Source organism: Pseudomonas sp. CFBP 13727 (assembly GCF_014841915.1).
GTDB classification, from domain to species: domain Bacteria; phylum Pseudomonadota; class Gammaproteobacteria; order Pseudomonadales; family Pseudomonadaceae; genus Aquipseudomonas; species Aquipseudomonas baltica.
On the sequence record NZ_JACYUT010000005.1, the window covers coordinates 183,953 to 196,600 of the forward strand.

The window sequence follows — 12,648 nt, forward strand, 5'->3', positions numbered from 1 at the left end:
TTTACGGTGTCCGTGTGCTGGAAGGGAAGTGAGGCGATACCCGGCGCGGGTAATGTGTTTGGCAATGTAACGGCTGGGCGGGCACTTGCCTAGTGGGGTGCGCCGATAAGGCTGCCATATGCAGCGTTCTCCCAACAGACTGCAGCGCCTGCTTCGCGGCCAATGGCCGCTCCTACAGGAACACCACGATTCCCGTAGGAGCGGTCCGTGGCCGCGAAGGGCGCGCCGCGCTCCCCCCTGCACACCGTAGCGCCTGCTTCGCGGCCAATGGCCGCGCCTGCGACAGGATCGCGCCCTGCGCGGTTACCGGATCACTACCTGCACCGCCGAGAAGTGGCAGGTGAAGAGGCTGCCACGGCCCGGCACGCTGCTGATCTCCAGCGTGGCCCGATGGCGCAGCAGCACGTGCTTGACGATGGCCAAGCCCAGCCCGGTACCGCCGGTGTTGGAAGCCCGGCTCGAGTCCACTCGGTAGAAGCGTTCGGTGAGGCGCGGCAGGTGCTTGGCGTCGATGCCGATTCCCGAGTCCTGGACCCGCAGGTGGGCGCCCTGGGCATCGGCCCAGCAGCGCACACGGATGGTCCCCTGTTCCAGCGTGTATTTCACCGCGTTGAACACCAGATTGGAGAACGCACTGCGCAACTCGGCCTCGCTGCCTTTGAGCAGTACATCGTTTTCGATGTCCAGGCTGATCGTCTGGTTACGCGGCCCGGACAAGGCCCGCGCGTCGCTGACGATGCTCTGCAGCAGAGGCGTGACCGCCACCGGCAGGTTGTCCGAGGGGTAGTCGGTAGCTTCCAGCTTGGCCAGCAACAGCAGATCGTTGAGCAGGGTCTGCATGCGCACGCCTTGCTGCTCCATCTGCTGCAGGGCCCGGGTCCAGCGTGGATTGACGTTTTCGACGTTGTCCAGGAGGGTTTCCAGGTAGCCGGTGATCACCGTCAGCGGCGTGCGCAGCTCGTGGGACACGTTGGCCACGAAATCCTTGCGCATCTGCTCCAGCTGATGAATGCGGGTCACATCGCGCACCAGCATCAGGTGTTCGTTGTTGCCGTAGCGGGTGATCAGAAACTGCACGCGCAGGCGGTCATTGACCGGCGAGGGGATTTCCAGAGGCTCGGCGTACTGCTCGTGCGCAAAGTATTCCTTGAAGCGTGGATGGCGTATCAGGTTGGTCACCGGTTGGCCGCTGTCCTGCGGGGTCTTGAGCCCCAGCAGGGTTTCGGCGGCGCGGTTCCACCATTCCAGGTTGCCGTCGGCGTCGAGCATGATCACCGCATCGCGCAGCGCCGCAGTGGACTCCTGCACGCGGTCGATCACGGCCTGCAGCCGCCCGCGCGCGCGCTGATCACGGCGCTGCATGTGATAGATGCTGTCGAACACTTCACCCCACAGGCCATAACCGTCGGGCGGCGGCTGGTCGGGCTGGTGCTCGCGCAGCCAGCGGTGCAGGCGCAACAGTTGCTTGAGGGTCCAGGCCAGGTACACCGCCAGCCCCGCTGCCAGGCACCAGCCGTAGTGGCCAGTGAGCATCCCGACCAACAGGCACCCCGCCACCAGCAGCAGCATGTGACGCACCAGGGTGGCATACCAGTCTTGTTTCACGTATCGCGCATCCTTTGCTGTGAAAGCCTGCCGGTTCAGCTCTTGGTGGAGAAGCGGTAACCGGTGCCGCGCACGGTTTGTACCAGATTTTCGTAGGCGTCACCCAGGGCTTTGCGCAGGCGCCGGATATGCACGTCCACGGTGCGCTCTTCGACATAGACGTTGCCACCCCAGACCTGGTCGAGCAACTGCCCGCGGGTGTAGGCACGCTCCTGATGGGTCATGAAGAACTGCAGCAGGCGGTATTCGGTGGGGCCCATTTCGGCAGGCTTGCCGTCGATGGTGACGCGATGGCTGATCGGGTCGAGCAGCAGGCCGCCGACTTCGATCGGCGATTCGCCATCGCTGGGGCCGGCGCGGCGCAGCACGGCCTTGAGCCGGGCCACCAGTTCGCGCGGCGAGAACGGCTTGGTGATGTAGTCGTCGGCACCGACTTCCAGGCCCTGGATCTTGTTGTCTTCCTCGCCCTTGGCGGTGAGCATGATGATCGGGATATCGCCGGTCAGCTCGTCGCGCTTGAGGCGCCGGGCCAATTCGATGCCCGAGGTGCCGGGCAGCATCCAGTCGAGCAGGATGAGATCGGGTTTGCGGTCGACGATGATCGCGTGGGCCTGCTGCGCGTTCTCCGCCTCGAGGCTGTCGTAGCCTGCCATTTCCAGGGCCACGGCGATCATTTCGCGGATCGGTGCCTCATCGTCGACGATGAGAATGCTCCTGCCAGCCATTGTGCGAACCTCTTGTCATTACCCTGTCATGCGCCGCATTAGATAACGCAATTATTGCAGTCGTGTGACAGGTGTTCGAGCGTATCAAATTAGTCAGACTGTACTAAGCTGTAAATCCCTGTTCATTGAAGACGAGAAGCACTCATGAAGACTCGCACGACTTCGGCCTGGACGGCCCTGTGTGGCGCCCTGGCGCTGACGCTGTCCGGCATGGCGATGGCCGCCGATCATCCGCGCCTGGAACCGGGCAAGGCATTCGTCGATGGTCGCGGCATGACGCTCTATACCTACGGCGAGGACGAAGACGGCAAATCGACGTGCAACGCCGACTGCGCCAAGAACTGGCCGCCGCTGATGGCCGACAAGGGCGCCAGCGACGATGGCGACTGGACCGTGCTCAGCCGCGACGACGGCAGCCTGCAGTGGGCCTACATGGGCAGCCCGCTGTACACCTACAAGGGCGACAAGAAGCCTGGCGAAACCAGTGGCGATGGCAAGAAGGAGAATGCCTGGCAGGTGGCGCGCCCTGTAGAAGACTGATCCGCTTCGCGCGCTACGCTGCAGCTGCCAGGGACGGCATCGACGCAACGCCCCTCAACGCAACGCATAGTCGAGCACGATACCGACGAAAATCGCCAGGCCCACCCAGTGGTTGTGCAGAAACGCCCTGAAGCAGGCCATCCGCTCGCGCTCGCGGCTGTGCCACCACTGCCAGCCGAAGCACACGGCGGCTACCGCCAGGCCTGCATGAAACCAGCCGCCGAGGCCGAACCGCGCGCCGGCCAGCAGCAGGCAGGCCAGCGCCAGCCCCTGTAGAATGACGATGATCAACCGATCGGCAGCGCCGAACAGGATGGCGGTCGACTTCACCCCGATGCGCAGGTCGTCGTCGCGGTCGGTCATGGCGTAATAGGTATCGTAGGCCACCGTCCACAGCAGGTTGGCGATCCACAGCAGCCAGGCGGCGGCTGGCAGCTCGCCGGTTTCGGCGGTGAACGCCATCGGCATGCCCCACGAGAACGCCATGCCCAGCACCACCTGTGGGTAGTAGGTGTAGCGCTTCATGAACGGGTAGCTCGCCGCCAATACCAGGCCACCGACCGACAGGCCGATGGTCTGCGCGTTGGTGCACAGCACCAGAATGAAACTGATGCTGACCAGCACGGCAAAGAACACCAGTGCTTCCTTGCTGCTGATCTTGCCGCTGACCAGTGGCCGCGCTTCGGTACGCTTGACGTGTCCGTCGACCTTGCGGTCGGCGAAATCGTTGATCACGCAGCCGGCCGCACGCATCAACACCACGCCGGCAACGAAAATCGCCAGGTTGGCCAGCGAAGGCCGACCTTCGCCGGCGATCCACAAGGCCCACAGCGTCGGCCAGAGCAGCAGGTAGACGCCGATGGGCTTGTCCATGCGCGTGAGCTGGACGAAATCCCAGGCGCGCGGGTTCAGCCGGTTCAGCGACTTGAGCAGGCTCTGGTACATCAACGGCTCTCCACTTGGGTACGAACGGCTTGCCACAGCGGCGGCAGGAAGACTTCGGCAACCAGCACCGCCAACGGGCCGCGGTCGAAACGCGAGCGCCGCGCCCACAGGCCCTCGCCAGCCTGCTGCGCGGGCAGCCAGCGGGCCGGGTAGCGGCAGGTCTGGATGGGACCGCGGACGAACGCCGGGTCGCAGAACAACAGCTCGCCCAGCGAGCGGTTGCCCAGCGCCTGCAGATCCAGGTCGCTGGCCTGCAGCCCGCTGCGCGCCGCCACGCTGCGGGCGAACACCCATGGCTGGCCGTGACCGAGCAGGCAGACCTCGCGCACCCAGCCCTGGCTGGCCGGCGGCACCCCCAGCGCCAGGCATTCTTCATCGCGCAGCGGCTGCCAGTCCTGCAGCAGCACGGTGACGCCGAAATGATCATCGCTGAGCTGGATCAAGCGGCGGGTCAGGGAGCCTGGGTCGAACAGCCAGTCGTGTACCAGCGGTTCGGCATCGGCCAGGCATTGCCAGTCGGGGGAGGGGTATCCTGAGTGGGGCACGGTAGTGGATCGGGTCGGCCGGAAAGACGCCGAGCTTATCATGTTTGCCAACGCCGATTGGCTGCCCGCGCCTGATGAAGCTTGCATCGCACGGCGTTGATCAGTACAAACCGCGAGAGCCGGGCGACAACGTCACACCATCGAGCGCCCGCCAGACCGCCTGAATACCAAGGGGAAATGATGAAGAAGTGGCAATGTATCGTCTGTGGCCTGATCTACAACGAAGCCGATGGCTGGCCCGAGGACGGGATCATCCCCGGAACCCGCTGGGAAGACGTGCCCGAAGACTGGCTTTGCCCCGATTGTGGCGTGGGCAAGATGGATTTCGAAATGATCGAGATCGGCTGATTGCTACCCACAGGCAGGCCCGGCGTGCGGATCGGCGCCGTTCTGTCGGAATAACCGGCATCTGGCCGCAACAAACCCGTGGCAGACACTGGCGCGCCCTCGTGCAGCGTGCCATTCTCACTCCGTCTGCCGCAGCGTAGAGCCTGCGGCGAGTTGGGCGTCGCCGTCCTCCAGGCAGCCGCCAATAAAAACAAAAACCGTCAATGAGAGGCTTCACCATGCGTAAACCAGAGCTCGTAGATGCCATTGCTGAAAAAGCGGACCTGACCAAGGAACAGGCCAACCGCGTCTTGAATGCCGTACTCGAAGAAATCACCGGCGCACTGCATCGCAAGGACAGTGTCACCCTGGTGGGCTTCGGCACCTTCATCCAGCGTCACCGCGGCGCCCGCACCGGCAAGAATCCGCAGACCGGCGAGCCGGTGAAGATCAAGGCCAGCAATACCGTTGCCTTCAAGCCTGGGAAATCTCTCAAGGACAGCGTGAACACCACCAAGTGAGGTGTCTGCTGCCGCGCCGCTGAGCGCAGTCCCATGGCACCCGGTTCGCCGGGTGCCTGCGACGTACGCGCCGCCGCCACTGCCGGCATACCTGCCAAACATCGTGCCCAGGCGTAGCCGGGCTGCCTTGGCCAAGGCATTGCCGGTACACTCGCCGGCACTTTCCCGTGCCGAGACTTCGCCATGAAATTCCGCCTTCTGCTCTGGGCCATGGGCCTGATGATGGCCCGCGCCAGCCGCAACAATCCGGCATTCGCCCAGCAACTCAAGGACAAGGACCTGGTGTTCCAGCTGCAGACACAGGACGGCAAGATCGCCCGGCACTTCACCGTGCGTGATCAACGCGTGACCAGCCGCAGCGGCAGCGTGGCGCAGCCGGCCTTCGCGATTGCGTTCAGGGATGCCGGATACGGCTACGACACCTTGCAGGCCAGCAACAAACAGCTGGCCTTCATGCAAGGCATCCAGGACAAGCACATTCAGATCAAGGGCAATCCGGCACTGGTCGTGTGGTTCCAGGGCGCGATGAAGTACCTCAGGCCGAAAAAGCGCTGAGGCACCCGCGCACCGGTCAGTCGAACTGGTGGGCCAGCTCGCGCAACAGCGCTTCGGCTTCCAGCACCTTGCTCACGACATCTTCGGCCTTGTCTCGGCTCAGCTCCAGGCGTTCGAGCAGGGCGTCCGGAATGTGTTGCTCGCCACTGCCGATACCGCGGCTGCGCAGCAAGCGGATGGCCAGGCAGACCAGGTTGGCGTAGGCGGCGTGCTCGCCGGTGTAGCCAGGGTCATGCTGAAAGCGCAGCGCCGTGCTCAGCTCTTCCGGCATTTCCCAATAGCGCATCAGCCAGGCACCCATCTGCTCGCGGGTGACACCCAGCAGGTGCTGCTCGACGAAGTCATGTTGCAGATGCGGATTGACCTCCAGGTGGCGACAGATCAAGGAAAAATGCGGCGGAAAGACGTGGGCGAGCAGCAGGTAGCCAAAGTTGTGCAGCAAACCGGCCAGATAAGTGAGGCCTGCCTCCGGACGACTGGCCCGAGGCATGGCACGCGTCAGGCCTTCGATCACCGCCGCGACGTAGATGGACTGGTGCCAGTAGGGCGTGGCGTGCTGAGGATGATCCTTGGGCAGGCTCATGGTCTTGCCCAGGGCGAGGCCCAGCGCCAGGTTGATGACCAGGTCGAAACCCAGCACGCGGACGATGGCATCTTCCACCGAACGGATCTTGCCCGGTGACGCGTAGTAGGGTGAAGCGGCCCAGCTGACCACTTGCGCGGCCAGCGCCGGGTCGGTTTCGACCACGCCGGTGATGTCGTCGATGGTCGCGTTGGGGTCGACACGCAGCTTGATGATTTTCTGCGCAGTGGCCGCCAGCGGTGGAATCTCGATGGTCGACTCCAGGCGCTGCTGGATTCGCCGTGCAGTGAAATTCTGCACGGCGCGATCGATTTCCTGGCTGTCGTCGTCGGGGCGATCGAGGTTGGGGCGAACATTGGCCAGTGGTTCGCCAAACACGCCTGAGCTGGCCTTGGTGAGCATCTTGCGGAAATCGTCGCCGCTGATCTCCAGCCATGTACCCGGTTCCCCGGAACTGATCAGCAGCGTGGGTTCGAGCATCAGGCGCTCATCGTACAGGCACGGCGAACTGGTGAGGATCGGCAGGGCCGGGAGCACGGTCAGTTGGTGCTTGCCCAGCATCTTCATCAGGCGCTCTTCGGGCACCGCGGTGAGCTTGCGCCCAGTCAATTCGGCCAGGCGGCTGAGGTCCAGCAGCTTGCTCTGTGGAAACAGCACCATGAGCGCGCCGATCGCATCGGCCAGCAGCACGGCCTGGATCGTACGACTGGCATCGGCAGCGGTCACGTGCTGTGCGTCCACCTGGCTCCAGGCGATGCCGAAATCGTCGAGCATCTTCTGGATCACCGAGGCGGCGTGCGGAGTGACGGCTTCCAGCGCATATTCATTCATGGTCTGCATCCATTGTCCTACATTCGCCTCAGTATACTCAGCTTGTCTGGGAAACCGAGACCTCTATCGCGCAAGTTTCCGGCGCGCGTCAGACTTGACCGTATTGCTGCCCGTGGCGCAGCCAGCGTTCCAGCAGCGGCGTGACGTGCCCGGGCCAGCGTTCGATCAGCACTTGAGCAGCGTCGCGCACGGCCGGCAGCAGGTCGGCGTCGCGCATCAGGTCGGCGACCTTGAACTGCAGCAGTCCGGTCTGCCGGGTGCCGAGCATCTCGCCAGGGCCCCGCAGCTGCAGGTCCTTTTCGGCGATCACGAAGCCGTCATTGGTCTCGCGCATGATGCCCAGCCGTTCCCGGCCGATCTGCGACAGTGGGGGGTGGTAGAGCAGCACGCAGTGGCTGGCGGCACTGCCGCGACCAACCCGACCGCGCAACTGGTGAAGCTGGGCAAGCCCGAGGCGTTCCGGGTTCTCGATGATCATCAGGCTGGAGTTGGGTACATCGACCCCGACTTCGATCACCGTGGTAGCGATCAGCAGCTGCAGTTCGCCGGCCTTGAACAGCGCCATCACCGCGGCCTTCTCGACCGGCTTCATGCGCCCGTGGATCAGCCCGACGCGCAGCTCGCCAAGGGCCAGGGTCAGCTCTTCGAAGGTACTCTGCGCGGCCTGACAGGTCAGCTCTTCGGATTCCTCGATCAGGGTGCAGACCCAATAGGCCTGGCGGCCCTCGGCACAGGCGGCGCGCACCCGCTCCAACACTTCCGGGCGACGGCTGTCGGCCACCAGCACCGTGTTGACCGGCGTGCGCCCGGGTGGCAGCTCGTCGAGCACCGAGGTGTCGAGGTCGGCGTAGGCGCTCATGGCCAGGGTCCGCGGGATGGGCGTGGCGGTCATGATCAACTGGTGCGGGCACAGGGTGCCGCCCACGCCTTTCTGCCGCAGCGCCAGACGCTGCTGCACGCCGAAACGATGCTGCTCATCGATGATCACCAGGGCCAGGCGGGCGAACTGCACCTCGGCTTGAAACAGCGCGTGGGTACCCACCACCATGGGCGCGCCGCCGACGATACGCTCCAGTGCACTGACCCGCGCCTTGCCCTTGAGCTTGCCGGCCAGCCACGCGACTTCGATGCCCAGCGGTTCGAGCCAGCGCTGGAAGGTGATGAAATGCTGTTCGGCGAGAATCTCGGTCGGCGCCATCAGGGCAACCTGATAGCCCGCCTCCAGCGCCTGCAGCGCAGCCAGCGCAGCTACCACCGTCTTGCCGGCGCCGACGTCGCCCTGCACCAGGCGCAGCATCGGCTCCGGTTGACTCAGGTCGTAGGCTATTTCCGCGCCGACCCGACGCTGCGCCCCGGTCGGTGCAAAACCCAGGTTGTGCAGGTAGCGCCCCGGCAGTTCTTTGGCCAGGGGCAGGGCGGGTGCGCGCTGGGCACGCAGGCTTTCGCGCAGGCGTTGCTGCGAAAGCTGATGGGTCAGCAGCTCTTCGAAGGCCAGGCGGTGCTGAGCCCAGTGATGACCGACCGCAAGCTCCTCGAGATCGGCGTCCGGTGGTGGACGATGCAGGTAGCGGATCGCTTCGTCCAGCGGCGCCAGTCGATGCTCGCGCGCCAACTCCAGGGGCAACCAGTCGGGCAGGCTGCGCGGCCCCAGCAGGTCGAGGGCCTGCTGGGACAACTGACGCAGACGCTGCTGGGTCAGGCCTTCGGTGGTCGGGTAGATCGGCGTCAGGTTCTGTTCGACCGGAATGTCTTCTTCACCGGTCAGGACGCGGTATTCGGGGTGGTAGATCTCCAGCCCCGAAGCGCCGGGCCGCGCTTCGCCGTAGCAACGCAGGTGCGTGCCGCGCTTGAGCGCTTCCTTCTGGGCATTGCTGAAGTGATAGAAGCGCAGGCTCAACGAACCGCTGCCATCGCCCAGGCGTACCAGCAGGCTGCGTCGCTTGCCCATGGACACGTCGGCGCCACTGACCACCCCCTCGATGACCGCATCCTGGCCGGGATGCAGGGCGCCGATCGGCACCACGCGGGTACGGTCCTGATAGCGCAGGGGCAAGTGGAACAACACGTCCTGCAGGTTTTCAAGACCGACCTTGGCGAGTTTTTCCGCCATGGCCTCGCCCACGCCCTTGAGCGCGGTGACCGCTACCTGAGCCAGCTCGGTCATGGCGCGTCGCGGCCCACCGGTTTGGCCACCGAACACAGACGGATCGAGTCGGCGAGGATCTCGATCGCCTTGGGCCGCGGGAAGCTCGCGCGCCAGGCGATGGCCACGGTGCGGAACGGCGTCGGCGGGGTCAGTGGGCGGACTTCGATGATGCCGGGGGCGTAGTGATGACTGTCGACTGCCGACAGCGGCAGGATCGAAACACCCAGGCCCGACGCGACCATGTGCCGAATGGTTTCCAGCGAACTGGACTCGACGGTGGTGTGCTTGGCACCCTCCGAACCCTTGGTCAGGGTGGGGCAGGCTTCCAGCACCTGGTCGCGGAAGCAGTGGCCTTCACCCAGCAGCAGCAGGCTCTTGTCGTTGAGCAGGCCCGAGTCGATGGTTTCCTTGCGCGTCCACGGGTGGTCGGCAGGCATCAGCACGTAAAACGGCTCGTCATAGAGCGGCAGGGTCAGTACATCGGCTTCATTGAACGGCAGCGCGATGATCACCGCGTCCAGCTCACCGTTGCGCAGCTTGTCGCGCAGGATGTGAGTGAAGTTTTCCTCGATGTACAGCGGCATCTGTGGCGCAACGCGGTGCAGTTGCGGAATCAGGTGCGGGAACAGGTACGGGCCGACGGTGTAGATGGCGCCGACCTTGAGCGGGGCCGTCAGCTGGTTCTTGCCAGCCTGGGCCAGTTCGCGAATGCCTTGGGCCTGCTCGAGCACCTTCTGTGCCTGGGCGACGATGCCTTCACCCACCGGGGTCAGGCGCACGGCGCTCTTGCTGCGTTCGAAGATCAGCACGCCGAGCTCGTCCTCGAGCTTCTTGACGCCTACCGACAGGGTAGGCTGGCTGACGTGGCAGCGTTCGGCAGCGTGGCCGAAGTGTTGTTCCTGGGCCAAGGTAACGATGTAGCGCAATTCTGTGAGGGTCATAACGTGCGTCCATGAAGTTGCGAGCCCAGCATAGCGGCTGCAACCGATAGACGCACGTTATCAACCGTGCTGAAACGCATCAATATCCGCGATTCAGCGCTTGTCCAGCGAGTAGACGAAAGGTGCGACCACTTCCAGGCTGCCGTTGACCAGAATCTCGGCCGGCGGCTTGGGCAAGGGTTGCGCTCGACGGATCATCTCCATGGTCGCGCGATCCAGTGCGGCACTGCCTGAACCGCCGGCCAGGGAGTAAGACAACACCTTGCCGTCGGCGTCCACCACGAAGCGCAAGCGGTTGACCCCGGTCATGCCGCGACGACGTGCGTCTTCGGGGTACTTCTTGTACTTGGCCAGATGACGCAGCAGGTCGCTCTGCCAGCTGGGCAGCGCGTTGCTGTTGGATGGCACACTTGGCGCGGGCGCTGCCGGCTTGGCCGGTTGCGGGGGAGCAGGGCGGCTGTCGACGGTCTGTTCGGCCGGCGGTTGCTCCTTGGGCGGTTCGGGTTTCTTCTCGACCTTGGGCGGCTGCGGTTTGGGCTTGGGCTTGGGCGGCGTCGGCTTGGGCACGGAGATGGTCGGCTTGGGCGCTTCGGCCAGCTTCGGCAACGGATCCTCGACCACCGGTTCAGGCGGCGGAGGGGGTGTGACGACCTGGGGTGGCGGCGGTGGCGCAGGCTCGGGCAGCGGCGCCATCTCCACCATCATGGCCTGCGGCGGCAGCTCGATAGGCTGCGGCGCGGGCCAGTTCAAGGCAATCACCACGGCCACTGCATGCACGCCGAGGACTACCGCCAGGCTGGCACCATAACGCGTCGTTTTCTGGCGCGTCGTGATCATTGCTTGGCTGCCGTCTCGAGTCCGACCAGGCCTACCTTCAGGTAGCCCGCGCCGCGCAGGGTGTTCATCACTTCCATCAGGTCGCCGTAATCCACGCCCTTGTCGGCCCGGAAGAAGATGGTCGTGTCCTTGTTACCGTGGGTCTTGGCGTCGAGGATCTGGCCCAGTTGCGCACGCTCGATCCGGTCATCGCCCACGTACAGGTTCTGATCGGCCTTGACGCTCAGGAATACTGGTTTTTCGGGCCGCGGCGCGGGCTTGGCGGTGGACGCGGGCAGGTCGACCTTGATGTCCACGGTCGCCAGGGGGGCAGCGACCATGAAGATGATCAGCAGCACCAGCATGACGTCGATGAACGGCGTCACGTTGATTTCATGGTTCTCGGCGAGATCATCGCCGCCTTCGTTCAGGTGCAGGCCCATAGGTCAGCCCACCTTGACCATCTGCGGCTGAGCTGCACGCTCGCCTGGCTGGTGGTCCAGGTCGCGGCTGACCAGCAGCAGCACCTGCGCCGAAGCGTCCGATACCTGCGCCTTGTAGCCGGCGATGGAGCGGGCGAAAACGTTGTAGATGACCACCGCGGGAATGGCCGCCACCAGGCCCAGTGCCGTGGCCAGCAGGGCCTCGGCGATGCCGGGTGCGACCACCGCCAGGTTGGTGGTCTGGGTCTTGGCGATGCCGATGAAGCTGTTCATGATGCCCCACACGGTGCCGAACAGGCCGACGAAGGGTGCGGTGGAACCGATGGTGGCCAGCACGCCGGTGCCCATGCTCATGTTGCGGCCGCAGGCAGCTACCAGGCGCTCGAGACGGAAGCTGACGCGCTCCTTTATGCCTTCACGCTCGCGCGCATTCGCCGACAGGTGCATTTCTTCGAGCGCGTCGTGTACCAGCAGGTTGGCCAGCGTGCCCTTGCGGGTGGCAGTCTCGCTTGCCTGCTTCAGGTTGGCGGCCTTCTTCAGCGCGGCAATTTCACCCTTGAGGCGACGCTTGGCGCCCAACAGCTCGAAGCCCTTGGCGATCCAGATGGTCCAGGTGATGATCGAGGCGATGGCCAGGCCGATCATAACGGCCTTCACCACGATGTCGGCGTTCTGGTACATGCCCCAGGGCGACAGGTCGTGGCCCATGCCCAGCGTGGTGTCCTCTACCAGCGCCTGCTCGGCCGGCGCCGGAGCCAGTGGCTCGGATCCCTGTGCAGGAGCTGCGGCAGGCACTGCATTGGCCGGTGCGGCCGGTACCGGTGCTGCGGTGCTGGCGGGCGCCGTGTTGGGTGCTGTGTTCGGAGCGGTGGCGTCGGCGAATGACAGCGGGGCGATGGCCAGGCCCAGCAGCAACGCTGCAATGGCGCGCCATGCGCGTGGCTGGTTTGGCGAAGCGGAAGGGTGTTTGCGAATCATGCTGGCCGGACCTGAGAAGAGAGAAAAGGGGTCAACGTTCTGCAAGGCCTCGCGAAAGACCGAGAACAGATTGGGGAAGTATTATTGCAAGTAATTCTTGTTAGCAAAAGTAATAATGTAACTTATTTAATTCCGCTGGCGGCCAAA

Annotated in this window: 14 protein-coding genes; 4 read left to right on the forward strand and 10 right to left on the reverse strand. The window is 64.5% G+C overall.

The features are described 5' to 3' along the window. Nucleotides 1-303 precede the first annotated feature (303 nt). Together phoR and phoB are read right to left on the reverse strand one after the other, a co-directional pair. On the reverse strand, nucleotides 304-1,569 hold the full coding sequence (gene phoR / locus IFT76_RS16445) for a phosphate regulon sensor histidine kinase PhoR (RefSeq protein WP_197976972.1): 1,266 nt from the start codon (nucleotides 1,567-1,569) through the stop codon (nucleotides 304-306). A 71-nt stretch (nucleotides 1,570-1,640) separates the two neighbouring features. After that, nucleotides 1,641-2,330: a phosphate regulon transcriptional regulator PhoB gene (gene phoB / locus IFT76_RS16450; protein ID WP_122479981.1), complete on the reverse strand. Its 690-nt coding sequence runs from the start codon at nucleotides 2,328-2,330 to the stop codon at nucleotides 1,641-1,643. Between the two features lie 144 nt (nucleotides 2,331-2,474). Here phoB and IFT76_RS16455 point away from each other — a divergent pair, with 144 nt between their 5' ends. Then, nucleotides 2,475-2,870, forward strand: a complete 396-nt coding sequence (locus IFT76_RS16455) for a COG4315 family predicted lipoprotein (protein ID WP_192059330.1) — start codon at nucleotides 2,475-2,477, stop codon at nucleotides 2,868-2,870. Nucleotides 2,871-2,924: 54 nt separating this feature from the next. Here IFT76_RS16455 and ubiA read toward each other — a convergent pair whose 3' ends face one another. Further along, nucleotides 2,925-3,815: a 4-hydroxybenzoate octaprenyltransferase gene (gene ubiA, locus IFT76_RS16460; protein ID WP_122479979.1), complete on the reverse strand. Its 891-nt coding sequence runs from the start codon at nucleotides 3,813-3,815 to the stop codon at nucleotides 2,925-2,927. Continuing rightward, nucleotides 3,815-4,360 carry a chorismate--pyruvate lyase family protein gene (locus tag IFT76_RS16465; protein WP_446731069.1) on the reverse strand — a complete coding sequence of 182 codons (546 nt, stop codon included), beginning with the start codon at nucleotides 4,358-4,360 and terminating at the stop codon, nucleotides 3,815-3,817. Before IFT76_RS16465 ends, ubiA begins: the two co-directional genes overlap by 1 nt. Before the next feature lie 180 nt (nucleotides 4,361-4,540). On the opposite strand from IFT76_RS16465, the gene IFT76_RS16470 reads away from it, so the two are divergent. The 3 genes from IFT76_RS16470 (at nucleotide 4,541) to IFT76_RS16480 (ending at nucleotide 5,763) form a co-directional block, all read left to right on the forward strand. Continuing rightward, nucleotides 4,541-4,708, forward strand: a complete 168-nt coding sequence (locus IFT76_RS16470) for a rubredoxin (RefSeq protein WP_122479977.1) — start codon at nucleotides 4,541-4,543, stop codon at nucleotides 4,706-4,708. Nucleotides 4,709-4,926: 218 nt separating this feature from the next. After that, entirely contained in the window at nucleotides 4,927-5,208 is a 282-nt protein-coding gene (locus IFT76_RS16475; protein ID WP_122479976.1) for an HU family DNA-binding protein, read from the forward strand. A gap of 183 nt (nucleotides 5,209-5,391) precedes the next feature. Continuing rightward, on the forward strand, nucleotides 5,392-5,763 hold the full coding sequence (locus tag IFT76_RS16480) for a helicase (RefSeq protein ID WP_122479975.1): 372 nt from the start codon (nucleotides 5,392-5,394) through the stop codon (nucleotides 5,761-5,763). 16 nt (nucleotides 5,764-5,779) lie between these two features. Here IFT76_RS16480 and IFT76_RS16485 read toward each other — a convergent pair whose 3' ends face one another. The 6 genes from IFT76_RS16485 to exbB form a co-directional block, all read right to left on the reverse strand. Continuing rightward, nucleotides 5,780-7,177 (reverse strand): aminoacyl-tRNA deacylase and HDOD domain-containing protein, encoded by a 1,398-nt coding sequence (locus IFT76_RS16485; protein WP_185794661.1) that lies wholly within the window; start codon nucleotides 7,175-7,177, stop codon nucleotides 5,780-5,782. An 88-nt stretch (nucleotides 7,178-7,265) separates the two neighbouring features. Beyond that, nucleotides 7,266-9,341, reverse strand: coding sequence for an ATP-dependent DNA helicase RecG (gene recG, locus IFT76_RS16490; RefSeq protein WP_192059334.1), 2,076 nt, complete (start codon nucleotides 9,339-9,341; stop codon nucleotides 7,266-7,268). Beyond that, on the reverse strand, nucleotides 9,338-10,264 hold the full coding sequence (locus IFT76_RS16495; protein WP_122479974.1) for a hydrogen peroxide-inducible genes activator: 927 nt from the start codon (nucleotides 10,262-10,264) through the stop codon (nucleotides 9,338-9,340). The genes recG and IFT76_RS16495 overlap by 4 nt, the downstream gene beginning before the upstream one ends. Nucleotides 10,265-10,357: 93 nt before the next feature. Further along, nucleotides 10,358-11,101, reverse strand: coding sequence for an energy transducer TonB (locus IFT76_RS16500; RefSeq protein WP_122479973.1), 744 nt, complete (start codon nucleotides 11,099-11,101; stop codon nucleotides 10,358-10,360). Next, complete coding sequence (gene exbD / locus IFT76_RS16505) at nucleotides 11,098-11,523, reverse strand: TonB system transport protein ExbD (RefSeq protein WP_122479972.1); 426 nt, start codon at nucleotides 11,521-11,523, stop codon at nucleotides 11,098-11,100. The genes IFT76_RS16500 and exbD overlap by 4 nt, the downstream gene beginning before the upstream one ends. A 3-nt stretch (nucleotides 11,524-11,526) precedes the next feature. Next, nucleotides 11,527-12,501 (reverse strand): tonB-system energizer ExbB, encoded by a 975-nt coding sequence (gene exbB, locus IFT76_RS16510; RefSeq protein ID WP_192059336.1) that lies wholly within the window; start codon nucleotides 12,499-12,501, stop codon nucleotides 11,527-11,529. Between the last annotated feature and the right edge of the window lie 147 nt (nucleotides 12,502-12,648).